We start from the raw sequence: 22,767 nt of genomic DNA on the forward strand, positions 1-22,767 counted from the left end.
CGTACCGCCCGGTTGCGCGCGACCGGGCGGTACGCGGGTCAGCTCAGGTAGTCCGCGTCGCCGCCCGAGCGCACCGTGTCGAGGGTGAAGCAGTGGAAGCCGCCACCGAACAGACGGCGGTGCCGGTGGCGGACGGGGACGACCGTGAACCTGTGCTCCTCCAGCGTGCGGATCAACGTCTTGCACGCGTCGTTGACCATGACGGTGTTCTCGTCGATGGACAGCACATTGAGGTCGATGTACGGGCTGGGCGGGATGGGGTCGCCGTTCTCGTACTGCGGAAAGTCACCGATCTCCGGCACCGGCGAGACAATCGTGTCCCACTTGCGCAGCGGCTCGGGCAGGAAGTCCAGAACGCCCTCGGAGCGGATCAACAGAGTGCCGGCACGCAGTGGGACGACCACGCTGTCGATATGGCTCTGGGTCAGCTTGCGCATACGGTGCACCCGGAAGCGCCCTTCGAGGTGCCGCTCCAGCCAGTCGCAGGCCAGGGCATGGTTGGCGTTGGAGATGTTGACGATCAGGTCGCGGCCCAGGCGCAGGCAGTTCGCGCCGTCGATCATGATCTCCACACCGACGTCGTAGGGCGACGGCCGCGCATTCAGCGGCACCTCGATGTTGGGAGCGGCGTTCTCGATGTTGGCGGGGTCGAAGGACGCGTCGGTCATCATCGGGCGAGGCATCGTCGTCCAGCGGGCACCCTGCCGGAAGTACTCCATGAAGATCGGCTTGAGGAACTGAGTCTCGAAGTAGCGGGCGCGCAGCGTGGGCGGCGTCTCGATGATCTCGTCGCCCATGATCAGGGTGTTGTCGCGCAGGTTCAGCGGGGGCGTGACGGGGGCGGACCAGGCGGGCGAGGCCATCTCGCCGTGCGCCGGATCGAGCGCCATCGGGCGCAGCACCTGTACCGACAGCTTCTTGAGCTGTTCGGCGATGCCCTCCACGTCCTCGATGAGCTCCTGGAGGAAGCGCTCCTTCAGGGCCAGCCGGTGCGGCTCGTTGCGGTCGCCGCGGCCCTCCCCGGTGTACCAGTCCGTGATGCTGGGGTAGTAGCCGCGGGCTCCCGAGAGGTTGTCGCTGATGAACATGTCGAAGGACATGTCGCGAATCCGCTCGACGTAGTCGGCCGCGGAGCCGAGGACGACCTCCTTGAGTGGCGAGAAGTCGTCAAAGCTGTTCAGTCGCACAGTGGTTGACCTCCGGGAATATGGACGGGCTCATCAGGACTTGCTCACCGAGATCGCCTCGACCGGGCAGTTGATCGCGGCCTGGCTCACCGCCGGGTGGAGGTCCTCGGGCGGGTTCGGATCGAGCAGCACGACGGTGCCTTCGCTCTGCTCCTGGTCGAAGACCTCGGGGACCGCCAGTGCGCACTGGCCGCAGCCGACACAGGTCTCTACGCTCGTGGAGACGTGCACGAGTTGGTCCTTTCTCCTCGTGAAGTGCCGGTCACCAGCGGACTGGCAGCTGGAGCACCCCGTACACGGGGCTGGTCTGAGTGTTGAGGGCGATCTCCTCGGGCGGCACGGCGAGCGCCAGGTCCGGGCAGCGGCTGAAGAGCGCGGAGAGGGCGGCACGCATCTCCACTCGCACCAGGCTCTGCCCGGTGCACTGATGGATGCCGTGGCCGAAGGCGAGATGCCCGGAGGTGCGCCGTTCGATGTCCAGCCGGTCGGGGTCCTCGGCGAACCAGGCAGGGTCCCGGTTTGCCGCGGGGAGTGCGACCGTGACGGGCTCGCCGGCCTTGATGGGTCGGCCCTCGAACTCGAAGTCCTCAAGAGCGGCGCGCGGGACTCCGAAGTGGAAGATGGTCGCATACCGCAGCAGTTCGTCGACGGCATTGTCGGTGAGCGCCGGGTCGGCCTGGAACTTGGCGAGTTGGTCGGGGTGGCTGAGCAGGGCATAGGCGCCCAGCGCCATGGCACTGGATGTCGACCCGTGCCCGCCGGTCAGCATCATCACGCCGGCACCGACTATCTCGTCCTCGTTCAGGACGCCGTCCTCGGCGAGTTGGTGCAGCAGACCGCTGTGCTCCCCCGAGGTCCTGACCAGGCTGCGTACCAGCACATACAGCCGGTCCATGGCCTCGGAAGCCTGCTGGGCGGTCGAGCCCAGGCTGAAGAGGACCTTGCTGTCGCGCTGGAAGGCGTCGCGTTCGCTGTAGGGAACGCCGAGCAGTTCACAGATGGTCTGTGTGGACAGCGGAAGTGTGAAGGCCTCGATGAGGTCGACGGGGCCGCCGTCCCGTTCCATGTCGTCCAGCAGACCGGCGACGACCTGCTCGACGTAGGGGCGCATCCCCCGCATCCGGCGGGCGGTGAACTTGCCGGTCAACTGCTGGCGGATGCGGGTGTGCTCCGGTGCGTCCAGGTCCAGGATCCAGCCGGGCAGCGCCGGGGCGCCGAAGAACGGATCCGCGCCGGGACGCAGCACCGGGACCCGCTTGAGGTCGGACCGGGCGCTGAACCGGGAGTCTGAGAGCACCTTGCGGGCCAGGCTGCGGCTGGTGACCAGCCAGCCGAGCTGGCCGTCCGGGTAGCGCATCCGGCGGATCGGCTCACGTTCGCGGTAGCCGGCGAACTCGGTCGGTGGGGAGAACGGGCAGGTCCGTACGGTGGGATAGGGAACAGCGTCCTGCGCACTCAACGGATGATCTCCTTCTGCAGAAAGGCAGCAAACCGCCGCATACCGGTGTCGATCTGGTCTGGGTCGAGGTAGCTGCACGAGAGCCGGAGTTGCCGGTCGCCGCCACCGTCGAGGTAGAACGGAGCCATAGGCGTCCACAGCACGCCGTACTTCGCTGCGGATTTCTCCAGCAGGTCGTCGTCGGCCGGTACCGGCAGGTGGAGCCTGACGAAGAACCCGCCCTCGGGCCGGTTCCAGTGGATCCCGGCCGCCCCCACGTCCGGCAGGTGCGAGTCCAGTGCTGTCGTCAGCTGGTCGAGATTACGCCGGTAGAGCTGGGCCTTCTGCCGGCTCAACTCCCTGAGTGAGCCTCCGTGTTCGACGAGCATGCCGCCGATGACGGCCTGGCTCAGCGGGGAGGTGTTGACCGTGACCATGGTCTTCAGCGCGGCCAGCTCGTCCGCGAGAAGCCGGGAGCCGTTCTCGACCTGCTGGTCGGCGACCACGTAGCCGACTCGGGCGCCGGGGAAGCAGACCTTGGCGAACGTCCCGATGTGGACGACACGCCCGCCGCCGTCCAGGGCCTTCAGGGACGGCAGTTCGTCACCGGCGTCCGCGGTGAACCCATAGGCGTTGTCCTCAAGGACCAGGAAGTCCTCGCGCTCGGCCACTTCGAGCAACCGGTGCCGGCACTCAAGCGACATCCGGCCCCCGCCCGGGTTGGAAAAATCGGCTGCCACGTAGCAGGCGCGGATGTGCCGCCCTGAGCGCCGTGCGGTCCGGCAGGCCGCTTCGAGAGCGTCGACGTCAATGCCGTCGTCCCTCTCGGAGACCGGGAGCAATGGGATATCGAGCAGGTGTGCCGCACCGGTGATACCGACGAAGCTCGGGTTGGCCACCGCCAGGACCTGCCCGGAAGCGGAACGGAAGAGGGCACGGAGAACCAGGAGCATGGCCTCCTGGGCACCTACGGTGATGACCACCGACGCCGATGTGGCGGCGATGCCCTGGTCACGTCTGAGCGCGTGGCTCACCAGCTCGTTTATGATCCCCCGGCTCGGCCCGTATTCGACCAGCAGCCTGCGCGCCTGCCTGCGGCTCAGTCCGCCCTCCACGAGATGGTCGAGGAACCGGTCCGTGAAGTGGTGAGTGTCGAGATCGTCGAGGAAGACAGGGTGTGGGGCACCAGGGGCGAAGGAGATGGCCTCAGGGTGGCGGCCCATCACTTCGTTGAGGAATCCGATCGAGTCAAGCACGGGCTCCTGCAGCGAGCGGTGCAGCGAGGACGATGACAGTCGCACCACGCCGGCGCTCATCCCCGTGCCTGCGAGCGTTGCCAGCGCCGCTCGACCTTGGCCAGCACGTCGTCGCTGTACGCCCTGGCCACCTGGGCCACCGCGAATTCGGCCAGGTACTCGCGGAAGAGGTCCAACGGTTCCTCGGCCAGGCTCAGCATCCGCCGGTTCGCGGCCACCGCGGGGACAGCGAGTTCCCGTACCGCGCGCCCGACCGCCTCGTCCATGCCGTCGGCGGGCACGATATCGTCACAGACCAGACGGGCCTCGGGATCAGTCATCGCGATCCGGCGCCCGCTCAGAATGACCTGACGTGCGAGCCGGGCTCCGAGGTACCGGGTCAACCGTAGGTTGCCCAGCCCGGGCACGATGCCTTCCTCAGCCGCCGGCAGGCTGATGTACGCGCTCTCCTCCGCGATCACCCGGTCCATCACGAGCAGCAGTTGCATGCCGCCGCCGATGGCGAACGTGTCGACCGCGCCGATCCACGGCTTCTGGACCGTACGGTCGGACCACGCCGCGCCGTGCGTGTCGACCAGCAGGCCGCGGTGCATCTTGTTGATGTAGCCGAGTTCGCGCCCCAGCAGGAAGTCGACGAAGGAAATGGCCCCGTTGCGCAAGTCCTTGAGGTTGATGCCGGCGCTAAACACTCGCCTGCCCCGGTACTTGGGGTGGTCCACCTCCCCACCACGCAGCACTCCCACCCGGACCTGATCGTCCAGCAGCACCAGGTCGACCGCCGTCTCCATGTCGGCGATCAACCGGTCGTCCTCGGCGTTGAGACAGTCCGCGTTTCGGAAGGTCACGTGCGCTGCCTGATCCCGGCGCTCCAGCAGCAGCGTGTCCAGCTCGGACCGCCCCTCGGCGCGGAATTCGTCGATCAGGTCCAACGCGCGGGGGGTGGGCATCAGCATGGCGTCGATGAGATGGCGTCCAGCCCTGGCCGAGCGCAGAACCGCGCCGCAGAAGATGCCCTGATCGATCTCGCGACCATCCTTGTCCACCTGGCCGCAGCGGGCTTCGACGGCCATCTGCTTCCGGGTCGGTACGAGTCCGGGAAAGGTCTCGGCCGCGGCGAACACGAGGTCCGGCAGCCGCACATAGCGGGAACGTGCCTGGGTGAGGCGGTCGTACACGCCCTCGGTGTGTCGGGCCAGGAAGTGACGGCGGGCGGCACGGGCGGCGTCCAGCGCGAGCTGCGCCCGCTCCTGCTGAGCGGGGTCCCGGTCTGCCCTGGCCGGCAGTTCGGCCAGGATGCCCTCGCAGCGGGCCGCCTGGGAGGCCAGGTCCGCGGCATCCTCGTCGAGGTCACCGCATAAGCCGGGGGCGGTCGCCGATCGGACGGCCTCCACAGTGGTGGGGGGATCGAAGTGCTTCACAGATCACAGCTCCCTGGCCATGGAAGGACCGACTGCCGCCCCGGCTCTGCGCAATCGACGCAGCTCCCGGTCACAGGCGGCCAGATGGGCGCCCAGGGCGTCGTCGTACTCGCACGTCCCGGCCTCGATCAGCAGTTGCCGGCGGACGGCGGTCTCCCTGTCGGAGATCCGGCTGGTGAGGACCGTCGCAGTGCGCACCGCATCGGGGACGTCGTCGCTGACCTGGTCGATCAGGCCGAGTTCACGGGCCTCGTCCAAGGCGATGTCGGTGCCCCACAGGACGATCCGGCGAGCACGGGCCAGCCCGACATGCTTCACCAATCGGAAGAGCGACATTCCGGGCCAGAAGTGGCCGTCGTTGACCGGCAACAGGATTTCGAAATCCGGCGTACCGATCCGGAAGTCAGCGGCGAGCAACAGGTCTAACGCCGGGCCGGAGCAGGTCCCCTGGGCGACGACGATACTCACCGCTGACAGTTGCTCCAGCCGGCGCACCGCCCGTTCCCAGCGGTTCACCGCCTGTACGCTGCCCTCTCCGGGCCACTCCCGGGTTTCCGCCGGGGCCGTGCCGAGTCGCAGGACGAGGACCGAGTTCTCGCCACGCCGCTCCACCTGATCACAGATGGAGTTCAGCGCGGCCGTCAGTTCCGCGAGCGGGTATGCGCCGTCCACCTCGACCATGAACCCGAGATCGTCGGGCAAGGAGGTGGGAGTCAGATCGGCGTTCATCATCGCAGTGGTTCCTTTCATTGCCAGCCGACCAAGGCCATCTCAATGGTGGACCCCGGCCCCATAGTCATAAAGACCCCAAAATCTCCGGGCTGAATACAATTCTCGTCACGCAGCCGTTCGTACGAGAAAAGAAACGAACCGCTCGAAACATTGCCGTGATCCCGCAGCACGCCTGTGGTGTGCCGAACGTCATGCCGAGTCAGTCCAAGATTCATACGGACCGAATCGATCACCTTCTTGCCACCGGAATGCAGGACCCAGTGAGAAATGTGAGAGCGGTGGAGACCGGTTCCCTGCAGGAGACGATCCAGGGATATTTCAGCATGGGCGCCCACCACATAAGGAACTTCCGGGTCCAGATAGAAACTGAACTTCCCATGATCGTCGTCCCAGTCGTAGCGCATCGCATCTACCGCGTCGGGGATGATGCAACTGGAGAAGCGCAGCAGCGCCGGCCCCCCGACTTCCGCGCCGTCCGGCGCCTTGACCGCAACGGCCGCCGCGCCGTCGCCGAACAGGCTGTTCACCACCGACGAGCGCATCGTTCCGTCGAAGACATAGGCCGCCGAACATGCCTCGATGCACACCATGAGGGCAAGCTCACCAGGGTGGGCACCGGCCCAGCCGGCGACTGCGGTCAGTGCGTTCAGGCCGGCGTTGCAGCCCATGCCCACCACGTCCAGGCGCGAGCAGTGCCGGTCTATCCCTAATTCCTTTATCAGCAGCGCTGAGAAACCAGGAGTGAGTAACCCTGTTGTGCTGACACAGGTAAGGTATCGCACATCGGAAAGAGATGCACCGGCGTCCTCAAGGCATTTCTCGATCGCTTCCCGCCCCATGGCCAGGCCCGTCATGGCGTGTTTACGGAGCAGGTCTCCCTGGCTCTCGAAATCCCATGAGCCGTCCGAGTGCTGCGTCGGCAGCGTGAGGCCCCGTCTTTCGATCGCACTGTTCAGGAAGATCGAACGTACGCGCGGATCAGTGATTTCGAACCTGTCCAGAATTTCCCGCTGGCTGTACGACGTCCTCGGTACCGCCGTGCCGACCCCGAGGATTCGCGGCGACAACCCATCAGACCTGTCCAGAAGATCTAACGGCGATATTTCGGCGAGCTCCATAATTCACCCCACCAACTCGATCCCAACCGGAACGTGCCAATCCCGCCGTAACCGAACTCCACGGATGCACTCGCGGCGGCAGCCTCCTGCCCGGCCTGACGGCAGGGGTCGGCGGAGTACTCAGTCGACGAGGCCACGGCCGTGCAGCCGACCGGAGAGGCGGTCGTCAGGTCTGCGGGTACGTCCTCGGAAACCGCCGCGCGCGACCCGCTGCGTACGGTAGGTACGCCGGAACGCCGCGGCCTTCAGCCGAGATAGTCCTCAGGGCCGCCCGCCCGCACCGTGTCGAGGGTGAAGCAGTGGAATCCTCCCCCGAACAGCCGCCGATGCCGGTGCCGGATCGGGACCACGGTGAACCCGTGCCCCTCCAGCTTCCGCATCAGCTCCGGGCAGGCGTCGTTGACCAGAACCGTGTCCGGATCCACCGAGAACACGTTCAGGTCTATGAAGGGGCTGGTCAGGATCAGATCGTCGTCGTCGTACCGGGGGAAATTGTCACTCTCGGGTGCCGGCGGAACGATCAGATCCCACTTCCGGAGCGCCTCGGGAAGCCTGTCGGCCACATCCTCCGAGCGGACGAGCAGCGTTCCCGGCCGCAACGCCAGCACCATGCTGTCGATGTGACTGTCACTCAGCTGCCGCACCCGGTGAATCCGGAAGCGGCCTTCCAGATGACGCTCCAGCCAGTCGACGGCCAGCACGTGGTTGGCCGTCGAGACGTTGGCAACGATGTCCCGGCCGAGCCGCAGGCACTGCGCGGCATCGAACATCATCTCGAAGCCCACGTCGTACGGCGAGGGTTGCGGATCCTCGATGGGTTCGGTCGGACCGCCCGCCGTCGCGGAGCCGCGTACGTACGACAGGTCGAAGGAGGCGTCCGTCATGAAGGGTCTCGGCATCACGGTCCAGCGGGCCCCGTGCCGAAAGTACTCCTGGAAGATCGGCTTGAGGAGCTGGGTCTCGAAGTACCGGGACCGGATCATCGGCGGTGTCTCGATGATCTCATCGCCCAGAATGAGCGTGTTGTCACGCACGTTCAGCGGCGGAACAACCGACGCGGACCAAGCCGGCGTCCGAACCTCGGCGGTTGCCGCGTCGACCGCCACGGGCCGGTGCACGGTCACACCAAAGCTCTCAAGCGCCTTGACAATGCCCTCAAGATCCTCGTTCAGCTCGGCGACGTACCGCTCCTTGATCGGCAACCGTCGGCCGGCTCCGCCCCTCCCGTCAGCCCCGCGGGCAGCGAGTCGAGGGTAGTACCACTCGGATCGGAAGGCGTTGTCACGGGCGATGTTGTCATGAAAGAACAAATCGAATGACAGCTCGCGCTCGTGCGTCTCGTAATTTTCTGCGGATCCGACGATCGCCTCTCTCAGAGGAGACCACTCGTCGAAGCTGTTGAGCTGCATTTCAGAACCCCCGTGATTTTTTCACCGGACCCTGATGTGGGTCGCTTTTGCCAAATCACCGGACAGCCATCTGCCAACCAGCGAAGCACAGCGGCTGATCGAAATGCAAATGATTAAGGAAGCCATTACAGTGTGACGTGCATCACACGATGGCGCCATTGTCAGGCCGCAAGATCGACCTGTTACGTTCTTAGGGCGACACGCCGCACGGTCGAACTATTCCATAGACGGTGTACGCCAAAACGGGGAGTGGCGAACAAAATGGACACACCACGAGTGTGGTTATCGCGGCACGGGATCGATAATTTACTTTCCCTCGCACATCCTTTGGGTTCACCTTTAAGAAGGGCCGCGAGCCCACCCTCACGACCGCGCGGCAGCCTTGGCGCCGACATCGAACCGTGCCGTCCAGCCATGTCCGACTTGTGCAACGGTCCGTCATGAGCTGTGAAAACTCTGTGACTTCGCCACGTCGCCACCCAGCCCTGGGCCTCGGTTCACGGTCTTCCGACCGCCGGCCAGGACAAGGCGCATCGCCGGCAGGGCCGCCTCGGCCAACACTCCCAACTACGGTTGCGACGCATCCAGTAGCGTCTCCGCAGGGATGTCCGGAATGGCTCGACTTCTCTTCCGATAGCTGGGTACGGAGAATTTTCGCTGCCTTGATGCACTCACGGGAGCCTTGGTGTCGGAATTTCGGCCTGAGGATCATTCCTTTACTTGTCCACCGCTCTGCGTGTTCGAGTGCAATTGAAGCATGCCTCCCTCCCCTAAGCCCTCGCAAAGCCGCACCCAAGACCGGGTAATTTTTTATGAATCCTGGAGCGTTCCAGGTGACTCTCAAAAACCGAGGAGATGATTGGTGTCGAATCCGTTCGATGACCCCGACGGCCGTTTTCTTGTTCTGGTGAATGAGGAAGGACAGCATTCTCTGTGGCCGGAGTTCGCTGAGGTGCCGGACGGCTGGACCGTCATCTTCGGCGTGTCCGACCGCGCATCCTGTATTGAGTACGTAAACACGAACTGGACCGACATGCGGCCGCGCAGCCTGGCCGCTCAGATGGACCGGACCTCCTGACAGACCCCTCGGGCAGGCCGCTGTGGCTCTGCGCACCCGGAACCCCGTCCACCTCGTCCGACGAGCTTTCCGAACGTCACCGGTCTCTGCACGCCCGTCGTCCGCGGTGACGACAACCACCTCTAGGAGCAACCTGACGATGGCGGATTCCTCGCTGCGCAACCAGTTGGCTTTCTGGCAGGCCGGTCTGGAGGGTCTTCCGGTCGAGCTGCAGTACCCGACGGACCGGCCGCGGCCCGCGCACACCTGCGGGCGCGGCGACGACTTCGTGGTCGAGCTGGGTGCCGGGCTGCACGCGAGCCTGGCCGAGCTGGCCCGGGGCACGGGATCGACGCTGTCGATGGTGGCGTGCGCGGCGCTGGCCGCCGTGCTCACCCGCCTGGGCGCGGGGACGGACGTCCCGATCGGCATGCCCGCGGTCGCGAACGCGGACCACGCGCCCGCCGGTCCCGCCCCGCTCGCCGCCAACCCCCTGGTGATCCGTACCGACACCTCGGGCGACCCCGCCTTCGGTGAGCTCCTTGCGCGGGTACGGCACACCAGCCTGGCCGCCCACGAACATCAGGACGTCCCGTTCGAGCGCGTCGTCGCGGCGGTTGCCCCGCCGCGATCGGCGGGGCGGCACCCGCTGTTCCAGATCATGCTGGAGGTGAGCCACGAGGACGGAAGCGTCCTGGGGCCGGCGCACGCCGGGTCCAGTCACCTGTGCTCGACCCTGGACCGGGAGACCTTCGACCTCTCGATCCTGATCAGGGCCACCACGGGGGCCGACGGCGAGCCGGGCCGGATGTGGGCGTCCGTGGGCTTCGCGGCCGATCTGTTCGACCAGGCGTCGGTACGGCGCCTGGTCGGCCGCCTGGTGCGCGTGCTGGAGGCGGTGGTGGCCGATCCGACTCTACGGCTCCACGCCATCGACCTGCTGGACACGCAGGAGCGCGCCGACCTGGCCCGGCAGGGCACCGGCCCGGTGCCCACCGGCGCCTTCGACGGCGCCAACCTCCAGGAGGCTCTGCGTCGACAGGCCGCACATACCCCTGACGCGGTGGCGGTGCGCTGCGCCGGAACGACCCTGACCTACCGCGAGTTGGACGAGCGCGCCAACCGACTGGCCCACCGACTGATCGCCGCAGGAGCCGGCCCCGAGCGGCCGGTCACCACCTTCCTCAGCCGCCGGGTCGACCTTGTCGTGGCCCTGACCGCCGTCCTCAAGACGGGCTCGTTCTACGTGCCGCTGCACCACGCGGCCCCTCTGGAGCGCCGCCAGTCCATCCACCTCCAGTCCCAGGCCCGCGTCCTGCTGACCGACGGCGCGATGGCCGAACGCGGCCTGCCGCAGGCCGAGAGCGTCATACGGGTCGAGGACCCCGAGCTGGCGCACTGGCCGTCGCACGACCCGGCCGTGCCCGGCCACGGCGACCAGCTCGCCTACGTGATGTACACCTCCGGTTCCACCGGTGCGCCGAAAGGCGTCGCCGTCACGCACCAGAACGTCCTCGACCTCGTCCACGACTCGCTCTTCACTCCTGGCGACCACGACCGGGTGCTGCTGCTGACCCCCTACGAGTTCGACCCCTCCACCTACTCCTTCTGGTACCCCCTGCTGCACGGCGGCACCACCGTCATCGCCCCCGAGGCGGACCTGACCGTGGAGCGACTGGCCCACATCCTGCAGGAGGAGCGGATCACCGGCGTCAACGTAACCGCAGGCCTGTTCCGGGTGATGGCGGAGGAGCGTCCGCAATGCTTCGCAGGAGTGCGCGTGGTCATCACCGGTGGTGACGTCGTGTCACCGGTGGCCGTGCGACGTGCCCTCGATCACTGCCCGGGACTGGTGGTCCGCAGCAACTACGGTCCTACCGAGACCACGCTGTACGCCACCTCCACCCCATGGCACCGAGCCGACCAGGTGCCCGCCCCGGTCCCGATCGGCCGCCCGCTGGACGGCATGAGTGCCTACGTCCTCGACGACGCCCTCGCTCTGGTGCCCACCGGGATCACCGGTGAGCTCTACCTGGCCGGCCAGGGCCTGTCCCGCGGCTACCTGGGCCGTCCGGACCTGACCGCCGAACGGTTCCTGGCCAACCCCTTCGGACCGGCCGGCAGCCGGATGTACCGCACCGGTGACCGGGTGCGCTGGACCCACGACGGACTGCTCGACTTCGTCGGACGCGGCGACACCCAGGTGAAGATCCGCGGCTTCCGCATCGAGCCGGCCGAGGTCGAGTCCGTGCTGGCCCGCTTCCCCGGCGTGCGCCAGGTCGCCGTCATCGCCCGCGAGGACCGGCCCGGTGAGAAGCGGCTGGTCGCCTACCTGGTCGCCGATGAGCAGTTCGACCTGACCGCGCTGGACGACCACGCCCGCCAGCTGCTGCCCGACTACATGGTCCCCGGCGCGGTCGTGCGGCTGGACGGGCTGCCACTGACCGCGAACAACAAGGTCGACGTACGCGCCCTTCCCGCACCGGACCTCGCGCCACGACAGGGACGCGCGCCGCGCAACGCCGCGGAGGCGCGGCTGTGCGACCTGTTGACCGAGCTGCTGGAGATCGAGGGCATCGGGATCGACGACGACTTCTTCGCCCTGGGTGGCCACTCCCTGCTGGCCACCCGCCTGGTGAGCCGGATCCGAGCCGCCTTCGGCACCGAGCTCACGGTGCGCCAGGTCTTCGAGAACGCCACCGCGGCGGGGCTCGCCGCGCTGCTGGACCAGGCCCCGCCGGCCCGCCCGGCCCTGCTGCCGGCCCCACGCCCCGAGCGGATCCCGCTGTCGGCGGCGCAGTTCCGCCTCTGGTTCCTCAACCGACTACAGGGCCCGTCGGTGACGTACACCCTCCCGACCGCGGTGCGCCTGAGCGGTGCCTTGGACCGGTCGGCGCTGCGGGCCGCGCTCGATGACGTGCTGGAGCGGCACGAAAGTCTGCGCACGGTGTTCGCCGAACACGAGGGGATGCCCTACCAGGTGGTCCTGCCCGTCGAGCGGGTCCGCTCGACGCTGGAGACGGAGCACGTCCAGGACCTGGATGGGGCACTGCATGCGGCCGGGCTGGTGCCGTTCCACCTCACCCGCGACGTACCCCTTCGGGTGCGTCTGTTCTCCACCGCGGATGACGAGCACGTGCTGCACCTTGTGCTCCACCACATCGGCAGCGACGGCCAGTCGATGCGCCCGCTGATGCGTGATCTGCACACGGCGTATGCGGCCCGGAGCGCCGGTCAGACTCCGCATTGGGCGCCGTTGCCGGTGCAGTACGTCGACTATGCGCTGTGGCAACGCGAGCTGCTGGGGTCGGAGCAGGACCCGAAGAGCCTGGTCTCGCGGCAGCTGGGCTACTGGCGCACCGCCCTGGAGGGGGCTCCGGGCGAGCTGACGCTGCCCACCGACCAGCTTCGGCCGGCCGAAGCAACCCACTGCGGCCAGAGTGTGCCGCTGGAGATCGGGCCGCAGGTGCACGCGGCGATGGTCGCGCTGGCTCGGGCCACCGGGACCACCGTGTTCATGGTGCTGCAGGCCGCAGTGGCCACCCTGCTGACCCGGCTCGGCGCGGGTGAGGACATCCTGCTCGGCACTCCGGTGGCCGGGCGCACCGATGCCGCCCTCGACGACCTGGTCGGATTCTTCGTCAACACCCTGGCCCTGCGCACCGACACCTCCGGGGATCCGGCCTTCCGGGACCTGCTGGAACGGGCTCGGACGGCTGACCTGGCGGCCTACGAGCACCAGGACGTGCCGTTCGAGCAGGTGGTCGTGACGCTCAACCCGGACCGCTCGCTGGCGCGCCATCCGCTGTTCCAGGTCATGCTTCAGGTCAACGTCGAGACCATCGCTGAGGGTTTCACCCTGCCCGGGCTGACCGCCCGGACCGAGACGCTGGAGACCGGCACCACGAAGTTCGACCTCCTGTTCAGCTTCACCGAGCACTACGGCTCCGACGCGGCACCGGAAGGCGTCCGGGGTCGGCTGCACTTCGCCGTGGACCTGTTCCGTCCGCACACGGCACACCTGCTGGCCCAGCGCTTGCTGACCCTGCTGTCCAAGGGGGTGGCGGCCCCGGAACTGCGGCTGTCCCAGCTGCCCCTGCATCTCGACGGTGAGCGCGAGGACGTGCTGGCCCACGCCCGCGGACCAGAGGTGGCGCTGGGCGACCTGCTGCCGGTGCGATTCGAGCAGCAGGCGGCGCGGCGGCCGGCGGCCCTCGCGGTCAGCGCGCACGACGGTGCGCTGACGTACGCGGAGCTGAACGAGCGGGCGAACCGGCTGGCGCGTCTGCTGCTGTCCCGCGGGGTCGGTCCGGGCTGCCACGTGGGTGTGCTGCTGCCGCGAGGGGTCGACCTGACCGTCGCCTTCGTGGCGGTGTTGAAGGCCGGTGCGGCCTATCTGCCGGTGGACACCGCCTTCCCGGCGGATCGGATCGACTTCATGCTGCAGGATGCCCGCCCGGCGGTCGTGCTCACCCACCAGCGGTTCGCGTCCGGGCTGAGCTGCGAACTGGTCCTGTTGGACGGGACGGACAGCTTGGAGGAGTTGCGGCGGTGCTCGCCGCACGACCCCACCGACCGCGACCGGCCAACGCCACTGACCTTGGACACGCCGGCCCAGGTGGTCTACACCTCAGGGACCACCGGCCGCCCGAAGGGCGTGGTGCTGCCCGCCCGTGTCCTGATCAACACCTCCTCGTTCCTGGACGCGGCGCAGCCGGGCGGGCCGGACGCACGGGTCGCCCAGTTCAGCGCGGTCGGCTTCGATGTGGCGGTCAAGGAGATGCTCCACGCGCTGATGTTCGGCAAGACGCTGTGCGTGCCGGACGACGACACCAGCCCCGACCCGGACCGGCTGGCCGCCTGGCTGGACCGCGAGCGGGTCACCGAGTTCTTCGCCCCCGACCTGGTGATCACCGCGGTGTTCGCGGCGGCGCGCGACCAGGGCCTGGCGCTGGAGGCGCTGCGGCACGTCTCGCAGAACGGCGAGCCGTTGCAGCTCAACGAGCGCAAGCGCGCATTCCACTCGGCCCGTCCCGACGTGCGGCTGCACAGCACCTACGGGCCCTCGGAAGCGGCGATGGTCTCCCGGTTGTCGCTGCCCGCCGAGGTCTCCCAGTGGCCGCCGAGCGCTCCGCTGCTGGGCCGACCGGTACCCAACGCCAAGACCTACCTGCTGGACGACCGGCTCCAGCCGGTGCCGGTCGGCGTCGTCGGCGAGGTCTACCTCGGCGGACCCCAGATCGCGCACGGGTATCTGAACCGACCCGACCTGACGGCGCAACGGTTCGTGGCGTGCCCGTTCGAGAGCGCGGGCGGGCGGATGTACTGCACGGGCGACCTCGCGCGGTGGACGGCAGACGGACAGTTGCTCTTCGCCGGCCGGGTCGACGGCCAGGTGAAGATCCGCGGGATCCGGGTGGAGCCCGGGGAGTTGAACGCGGTGATCACCGCGAACCCGGGCGTGGCGCAGGCGGCGACCGTGGTGCGGGAGGACCGGCCCGGTGACAAGAGGCTGGTCGCCTATGCCGTGCGCGCGCCCGGCGAGGAGGCCGTGACCGCGCAGGCGCTGCGCGCGCAGGTGGCCGCAGCCGTTCCGCAGGCGCTCGTCCCCTCGGCGTTCGTCTTCCTCGACGCGCTTCCGCTGAGCACCAACGGCAAGCTCGACCACCGGTCCCTGCCCGCCCCGCGGTACGCGGCCGACGGCGCGAGCCGAGCGGCCGTCGATCCGCGCGAGCAGATCCTCTGCGACCTCTTCGCCGAGGTGCTCGGCCTCGCCCAGGTCGGTGTCGACGACGACTTCTTCGCCCTGGGCGGCCACTCGATGCTGGCCACTCAGCTGGCCTCGCGGATCCGCCGAGCCTTCGACTGCGACTTCTCGGTGCGCGAGCTGTTCCAGACGCCCACCCCTGCGGGGCTCGCCGCCCAAGTGGGGGCCGGGGACCGGGCGCACGCGGCGCTGACCGTCAGGCCGCGTCCGCGGCTGGTGCCGATGTCCTACGCCCAGCAGCGGCTGTGGTTCATCTCCCAGCTGGAGGGCCCCAGCGCCACCTACAACATGCCCGTGATCCTGCGGATCACCGGGGCGCTGGACGTCGATGCGCTGGAGCGGGCGTTCAGCGACGTGGCCGAACGCCACGAGAGCCTGCGCACTGTCCTGCGCGAGGTTGAGGGGCAGCCGGTGCAGGTGGTCCTGCCGCCGGCCCCGGTGACCGTGCACCGGCTGGAGGCCGACGAGCCGGAGCTGCCGCGGCTGGCGCGGTCCGCCACGGACCACGCCTTCGATCTGGCCACCGAGCCGCCGATGCGGGTGAGCCTGATCTCAGCGGGCCCTGACCGGCACGTGCTGGTGGCGCTCTTCCACCACATCGTCACCGACGGCTGGTCGGTGAGTGTGTTGGCCCGTGATCTGTCCCAGGCGTATCAGGAGCGGCTGGCCGGTACGGCTCCGCGGTGGGCACCGCTGCCGGTCCAGTACGCGGACTACGCGCTGTGGCAGCGTGAGGTGCTCGGATCCGACACCGACCAGCACTCCACGGTGAGCGCGCAACTCGCCTACTGGAAACAGCAACTCGCCGATCTTCCGGTGGAGTTGGAGTATCCGACCGACCGACCGCGGCCCGCTGCGGCCTCGCAGCGAGGCGGGGCGGTCGAACTGGAACTCGACGAGCGTCTGCACGCCGGGCTGCTGGGCCTGTCCCGAGAAACCGGGACGACCCTGTCGATGGTGGCGCACGCGGCGCTGGCGACTGTGCTCACCCGGCTGGGCGCGGGAACGGACATCCCCATCGGCGTGCCGGTGGCCGGGCGCGCCGACGACACGCTGGACGACCTGATCGGCTTCTTCGTCAACACCGTGGTGCTGCGCGTCGACACCTCGGGGAACCCGAGTTTCAAAGAGCTGCTGGGGCGGGTCAAGCAGGCCGGCCTGGCCACATACGCCCACCAGGACGTGCCGTTCGAGCGTGTGGTGGAGGAGCTCAATCCGCCACGCTCCGCCGGTCGCAACCCGCTGTTCCAGATCACCCTCCAGGTCCAGGTCGAGGAACCCGCGCAACTGGTGCTGCCGGGCGCCGTGGTCGAGGACTTCCCCGTCCATCGGGAGTCCTCGCGGTTCGACCTGTCGGTGCGGCTGCACGCGCCGATCGGGGCCGACGGCCTGCCCGGCCCAATGCGGGCGTACGTGCGGTTCGCCTCCGACCTGTTCACCGCGGTGTCGGTGGAGCGGCTGTTCAGGCGCGTGGCGCGGGTGCTGGAGGCAGTGGTCGCGGATCCGGCGGTCCGGCTCCAGGTCGTCGACGTGCTCGACCCGTCGGAGCAAGCCGAACTGCTGGGGCAGGGGCGCGGCCCGCTCCCGGCCGGCCGACTCACCGGCACCTCCCTGCCAACTGCCTGGCGCTGCCAGGTCGAACGCACCCCCGACGCGGTCGCAGTGCGGTGCGGCCCGACGGAGTTGACCTACCGCGAGCTCGACCTGCGGGCCAACCGGCTGGCGCACCGCCTCATCGCTGCGGGGGCCGGTCCGAACCGGCCGGTGACCACCCTGCTCGGCCGCCGTGCCGAACTGGTGGTGGCGTTGGTTGCCGTCCTCAAGGCCGGCTCGTACTACGTGCCGCTGCCCCAAGAATCCTCACCGGAGCGCCGTCAGTGGATACACGCCCAGTGCGGCGCCCTGATCCTGCTGACCGACTCCGCCATGACCGAGCGCGCGCTGCCGGACGCCGCGACTGTGCTCCGGGTCGATGACCCGAACCTGGCGACCTGCCCCTCGCACGATCCGGCCGTGCCCGGGCACCCCGACCAGCTCGCCTACGTGCTCTACGCCTCGGGCTCGGCACGGCCCACGGGTGTCGCCGTCACCCATCACAACGTCCTCGGCCTCGTCGGCGACAGCGTCCTCGCTCCCCGGGAGCACGAGCGGATCCTGCTCCTGCCCCCCTACGAGTCCGACGCCGCCACCTACTGCCTGTGGTCTCCGCTGCTGCACGGCGGCACCGCCGTCATCGCCCCGACGACCGGTCTGAGCGTCGACGAAATCGGCGAACTGCTGGAGGACGAGGCGATCAGCGGGCTCGCGGTGCCCCCCGGCCTGTTCGCGCTGATCGCCGAGCAGTATCCAGACTGCCTGGCGGGCATCACCACCGTCGTGGCGGGTGGCGCCCCTTCGCCGGACACCTTCCGCCGGGTGCTGGACCACGCCCCGGGCGCAACCGTGCTCAGTGCCTACCGTCCCGGCCCGGCCATGCCGTTCGCGGCCGCCACTGTCTGGCGGGCGGGGCAGGCCGGGCCCGACCGGACGCCGATCGGCCATCCCCTGGACGGTGTCGTCGCCTACGTCCTGGACGAGACGCTCGCGCTGGTACCCACGGGCGTGGTCGGTGAGCTGTATCTGGCCGGCCGGGGCCTGACCGCAGGCTTCCTGAACCGTACGGAGCTGACCGCGCAGCGGCTGGTGGCCGACCCCTTCGGCTGGCCCGGCGCCCGGATGTACCGCACCGGCGACCGGGTTCGGTGGACCGCCGACGGGCTGCTCGAATTCGCCGCGAACGCCGACGAGCGGCTTGAGGTGCCCGGTCTGCGGATCGACCCGGGCGAGATCGAGACGGTTCTGACCGCCTTCCCCCATGTCAGCCAGGCCGCGGTCAACGCGGCCGAGGAGCACCAGGGCGGTCGGCAGCTGATCGGTTACGTCGTGGGCGAGGAGGAGATCGACCTTGCCGCGCTCGGCGCCCACTTGCGGCGCCACCTGCCCGACGCCATGGTCCCCGAGGCCGTCGTCGTGCTTGACACGCTGCCGCTGACCGCAGCTGGCGATATCGACCATGCTCGGCTCCCCGCGTCGGGCGCCCGGCCGACGGAATCGGCGAGCCGGGAGCCAACCACGATCCAGGAGGAGATCCTGTGCGCCCAGTTCGCCGACGTCCTCGGCGTCGAGGGCGTCAAGGTCGATGACGACTTCTTCGAGCTGGGCGGCCATTCGCTGCTGGCCACCCACCTGGTCTCGCTGATCCGCCAGTCGTTCGGGCGCGAGGTCGCGGTGCGTGAGGTGTTCGAGGCACCGACGCCAGCCGCACTGGCCCGGCAGTTGGAGGGCGCGACCCGAGCTCGCCGACCGCTCGCCCGCACGGAACGTACTGGGCCGGTGCCGATGTCCTTCGCCCAGCAGCGGCTCTGGTTCCTCAACCAGTTGGAGGGGCCCAGCCCCACCTACAACCTGCCGCTGATCCACCGGATCGTCGGACCGCTGGACACCGACGCGCTGACTTCGGCCCTGGGCGACGTGGTGGAGCGGCACGAGGCCCTGCGCACCACCCTCCACGAGGTCGACGGCCTCCCGCTGCAGACCGTGCTGCCCGCCGCGCCGGTCGTGGTGCACACGATGGACTGCTCGGAGCAGGAGCTGCCCGAGCGGCTGCGAGAGATCGTGGGGTACTCCTTCGACCTGTCGGCCCAGGCACCGCTCCGGGTCAGCCTGCTGCGCCTGGGCGCGGACGACCACGTGCTGGCGGTCCTGTTCCACCACACCGGCAGCGACGGACTCTCGCTCCAGCCGTTCGCCGAGGACCTGTCCACCGCCTACCGGGACCGGCTGGCAGGAAGGGCGCCCTACTGGGCGCCGCTGCCGGTGCAGTACAGCGACTACACGCTGTGGCAGCGCGAGATCCTCGGCTCCGAGCAGGACCCTGCTTCCGTGGCCAGCGCCCAGCTGGCGTTCTGGCGGGAGCAGTTGGCCGGCCTGCCGAGCGAACTCGGCTACCCGACCGACCGGCCGCGTCCGGCGGTGGCCTCGCAGCGCGGCGGGTCGTTCCGAGCGGAGCTGTCAAAGGACCTGCACGCGTCGCTGGCCGACTTGGCCCGCCGCACCGGGACGACGCTGACGATGGTGGCCCACGCGGCCCTGGCGACCATGCTGACCCGGCTGGGCGCTGGGACGGACATTCCGATCGGCACCCCGGCGGCCGGGCGCACGGATGCGGCGCTGAGCGGTCTGGTCGGGTTCTTCATCAACACCCTCGTGCTGCGGATCGACACCTCCGGGGACCCGGCGTTCGAGGAACTGCTCGCCCGCGTGCGGGAGGCGAGCCTGGCCGCCTACGGGCACCAGGACGTGCCGTTCGAACGCGTGGTGGAAACGGTCAATCCGCCCCGCTCGGCGGCGAGCAACCCACTGTTCCAGGTAATGCTGCAAGTCGGCAGCGGGGCCGACAGCCGGCTGCGGTTGCCGGGCACACGGACCGAGGCGATGTTCAGCGGCACCCGGCGGGAGAAGTTCGACCTGACGCTGAACCTCCGTAGCACCGTCGACGACTCCGGTCGGCCCGGTCCGCTGCAGGCCTACGTGCGGTTCTCACGCGACCTGTTCGACGAGACAACGGTCCGCGCCATGTTCGACCGTCTGGCCCGGGTGCTGGCGGCGGTGGCCGACGACGCGACCGTGCGGTTGAGCGCGGTGGACATCCTCGACCGCGCCGAGCGGCAGCGGATCCTCAAGGAGTGGAACGACACGGCGTCCACCAGGGCGTCAGACGCCGCGTGCGTGGCTGGGCTGTTCGAGGCGCAGGCGGACCGCACCCCGGAGGCGGTCGCCCTCGTAGCCGGCGGTCAGCGGCTGTCGTACGCACAACTGGACGCCCGGGCCAACCGCCTGGCGCACCTGCTGCGGGCCGAGGGAGCCGGACCGGAGTCCGTGGTGGGCCTGTGCCTGCCGCGCGGGGCCGACATGATCAGCGCCGTGCTGGCTGTCTGGAAGGCCGGCGCGGCCTACCTGCCCGTCGATCCGGCCCACCCGGCCGAACGGGCGGCCTTCCTGCTCTCCGACAGCCGCGCCACCCTGCTGGTGACCGACGGCGCCCTGGCGTCGTCGCCGAGCACCCCAGACCCGAGTGCCGACGTGCAGGTGCTGGCACTGGACGAGCCGGCAGCACAGGTGCGGCTGGCAGCGGCTCCGCAGACCCGGCCGAAGGTGGCGCCGGCCCCGGCGGGGCTGGCGTACGTGATGTACACCTCCGGTTCGACCGGCCTGCCCAAGGGTGTGGCAGTGACCCACGACTCCCTGGTGAACTACGTGTCCTCGGTCCCGCAGCGGGTCGGTCTCGGACGGCCGGGCGGCCGATACGCCCTGCTCCAGGCCCAGGTGACGGACCTGGGGAACACCGTGGTCTTCGCCAGCCTGGCCACCGGTGGCCAACTGCACGTGCTGGACGCCGACGAGGTCACCGATCCGCTCGCGGTCGCACGGTATCTGACTGAACATCAAATAGATTATGTGAAGGCGGTGCCCTCGCACCTGGCGGCGCTGTCCAGCGCCGGTGCAGCCGAAGTGCTGCCGACCACCTCGCTGGTCCTGGGCGGTGAGGCAGCGGCGCCGGCATGGGTCCGGGAGGTACTGGCGGAGGCCGGGACCTGTGCGGTGTTCAACCACTATGGCCCCACCGAGGCCACGATCGGCGTCGCGACCGTGCGGTTGACCCCAGACCTGGTGGACGGCGACACCGTGCCGATCGGGTCCCCGATCGCCAACACCCGCCTGTACGTACTCGACGACTCATTGCGCCCGGTCCCAGCCGGCGTGGTGGGCGAGCTCTATCTGGCGGGCGCGGGACTGGCGCGCGGCTACGTCGGCCGCCCGGACCTGACTGCGGAACAGTTCGTCGCATGTCCGTTCGAGCGGGGCGCGCGGATGTACCGGACCGGAGACCGGGCCCGGTGGACCGCCGCCGGCCACGTGGTGTTCGAGGGACGCACCGACGACCAGGTCAAGATACGCGGCTACCGGGTGGAGCCCGGCGAAGTGCAGGCCGTGGCCGCAGCGATACCCGGTGTCGTGCAGGCGGCGGTGGTCGCACGACCGGACGCCCGGGGTGACACCCAGTTGCTGGCCTACGTGGTGCCCGCCAACGGAACCGAGGCCGGCGCCGAGAAGTTGGCGTCCCAAGTGCGCCAGACACTCACTCGTCGGCTGCCCGCCCACCTGGTGCCCTCGGCTGTGATGACGCTCGAACGGCTGCCGCTGACCTCGAACGGAAAGCTGGACCGCCGGGCCCTGCCCGCTCCCGGCCTGCCGGCGGGCCAAAGCGAGCGGCGCGAGTCGGCGAGCGAACAAGAAGACGTGCTGTGCCGGCTGTTCGCCAAGGTGCTCGGATTGCCTCGAATCAGCGGCGACGACAACTTCTTCGACCTGGGCGGCCACTCCCTGCTGGCGACCAGGCTGGTGGGCCGAATCCGCGCCGAGTTCGAGTGCGCGGTGTCGGTGCGGGCGCTGTTCGAAGCGCCGACCCCCGAACGGCTGGCCCGCTGGCTGGTGACCGGTGGCATCGGTGACGCCTTCGAGATCGTGTACCCGATCCGCCGGACCGGTTCCCGTACCCCGCTGTTCTGTCTGCACCCCGGCAGCGGCCTGGCCTGGGTCTACAGCGGGCTGCTGCGCGACCTGGACCCGGAGATCCCGCTCTACGGCATCCAGTCGGTGGGCCTGGCGAAGAACCGGCACCGGCCGAGGACACTGGCGGGGATGGCGCGCGAGTACGTCGAGCACATCCGCTCCGTCCAGCCGCACGGCCCCTATCGCCTGCTGGGCTGGTCGCTGGGCGGCGTGCTGGCGCACGAGGCGGCGGTCCAGCTCCAGGCAGCCGGTGAGACGGTCTCCCTGGTCGTGGTCCTGGACACGGACATGAGGCCCGACCAGTCACTCGTCGGCACTCCGGTGCCCGAGGAGTACCTGCGCTACCGGGAGGGCGACCCTGTGGCGGTGGCCGAGGAGATCGCCTGGCTGGCGGCCGGCGGCCCGGACGGCGTGCCAGTGCTCAACGTGCTCGCCGGCGACGAACAGCCCATGATCGTCAACGCGCTGCACTACCACCAGCAGATGCGCCCCCGGCACGTCCCCGGGATCTACAGGGGCGACGCCCTGTTTGTGCGGGCCACCGTCGGCAAACACCGGATCGTGCCCGGAGCGGAGACCTGGGGTCCGGTCATCACTGGCCGCATCGAGGAGGTGCGGATCCCCTGCAGCCACTTCCAACTGCTGGATATGGCCCCACTGGTAGGCATCGGGCAGTCCGAGGCCAGGGCGCCGCTGGCGATGCTCGGCCAGGCGCTGAACAAAGCCCTCGGATCGGAGTGAGCCCCCCTCCAAAAAATGACCCGCTCGCCGCA

The 22,767-nt window shown here is 69.1% G+C and carries 10 protein-coding genes; 2 read left to right on the forward strand and 8 right to left on the reverse strand.

Annotated elements, in window-relative coordinates; genetic code table 11:
* Window positions 1-38: 38 nt before the first annotated feature.
* From OG504_RS07965 to OG504_RS08000, 8 genes are all read right to left on the reverse strand, one after another.
* Entirely contained in the window at window positions 39-1,187 is a 1,149-nt protein-coding gene (locus OG504_RS07965; RefSeq protein WP_405989113.1) for a glycine amidinotransferase, read from the reverse strand.
* 33 nt (window positions 1,188-1,220) lie between these two features.
* Window positions 1,221-1,418, reverse strand: a complete 198-nt coding sequence (locus tag OG504_RS07970) for a ferredoxin (protein ID WP_405989114.1) — start codon at window positions 1,416-1,418, stop codon at window positions 1,221-1,223.
* Window positions 1,419-1,449: 31 nt separating this feature from the next.
* Complete coding sequence (locus tag OG504_RS07975) at window positions 1,450-2,646, reverse strand: cytochrome P450 (protein WP_405989115.1); 1,197 nt, start codon at window positions 2,644-2,646, stop codon at window positions 1,450-1,452.
* Window positions 2,643-3,881 carry a PLP-dependent aminotransferase family protein gene (locus OG504_RS07980; RefSeq protein WP_405989116.1) on the reverse strand — a complete coding sequence of 413 codons (1,239 nt, stop codon included), beginning with the start codon at window positions 3,879-3,881 and terminating at the stop codon, window positions 2,643-2,645. The genes OG504_RS07975 and OG504_RS07980 overlap by 4 nt, the downstream gene beginning before the upstream one ends.
* 56 nt (window positions 3,882-3,937) lie before the next feature.
* A complete protein-coding gene (gene dpgC, locus OG504_RS07985; protein ID WP_405989117.1) occupies window positions 3,938-5,299 on the reverse strand; it encodes a (3,5-dihydroxyphenyl)acetyl-CoA 1,2-dioxygenase DpgC in 1,362 nt (453 codons plus the stop codon).
* Window positions 5,300-5,302: 3 nt separating this feature from the next.
* Window positions 5,303-6,031, reverse strand: a complete 729-nt coding sequence (dpgB, locus tag OG504_RS07990) for an enoyl-CoA-hydratase DpgB (protein WP_405989118.1) — start codon at window positions 6,029-6,031, stop codon at window positions 5,303-5,305.
* 14 nt (window positions 6,032-6,045) lie between these two features.
* Window positions 6,046-7,149 carry a 3,5-dihydroxyphenylacetyl-CoA synthase DpgA gene (gene dpgA, locus OG504_RS07995; RefSeq protein ID WP_405989119.1) on the reverse strand — a complete coding sequence of 368 codons (1,104 nt, stop codon included), beginning with the start codon at window positions 7,147-7,149 and terminating at the stop codon, window positions 6,046-6,048.
* 245 nt (window positions 7,150-7,394) lie between these two features.
* Window positions 7,395-8,558, reverse strand: coding sequence for a glycine amidinotransferase (locus OG504_RS08000; protein WP_405989120.1), 1,164 nt, complete (start codon window positions 8,556-8,558; stop codon window positions 7,395-7,397).
* Window positions 8,559-9,417: 859 nt separating this feature from the next.
* On the opposite strand from OG504_RS08000, the gene OG504_RS08005 reads away from it, so the two are divergent.
* Entirely contained in the window at window positions 9,418-9,636 is a 219-nt protein-coding gene (locus tag OG504_RS08005) for an MbtH family protein (RefSeq protein ID WP_405989121.1), read from the forward strand.
* Between the two features lie 139 nt (window positions 9,637-9,775).
* Window positions 9,776-22,735 (forward strand): amino acid adenylation domain-containing protein, encoded by a 12,960-nt coding sequence (locus tag OG504_RS08010; protein ID WP_405989122.1) that lies wholly within the window; start codon window positions 9,776-9,778, stop codon window positions 22,733-22,735.
* Window positions 22,736-22,767: the final 32 nt, after the last annotated feature.

Origin of the sequence: Streptomyces sp. NBC_00986, from assembly GCF_045162565.1 — a bacterium.
Lineage (GTDB): Bacteria > Actinomycetota > Actinomycetes > Streptomycetales > Streptomycetaceae > Streptomyces.

Coding starts and splice junctions, on each gene's coding strand:
- dpgB (WP_405989118.1), bottom strand. CDS start 6,031: ATGATGAACGCCGATCTGACTCCCACCTCCTTGCCCGACGATCTCGGG.
- dpgA (WP_405989119.1), bottom strand. CDS start 7,149: ATGGAGCTCGCCGAAATATCGCCGTTAGATCTTCTGGACAGGTCTGAT.
- OG504_RS08000 (WP_405989120.1), bottom strand. CDS start 8,558: ATGCAGCTCAACAGCTTCGACGAGTGGTCTCCTCTGAGAGAGGCGATC.
- OG504_RS08010 (WP_405989122.1), top strand. CDS start 9,776: ATGGCGGATTCCTCGCTGCGCAACCAGTTGGCTTTCTGGCAGGCCGGT.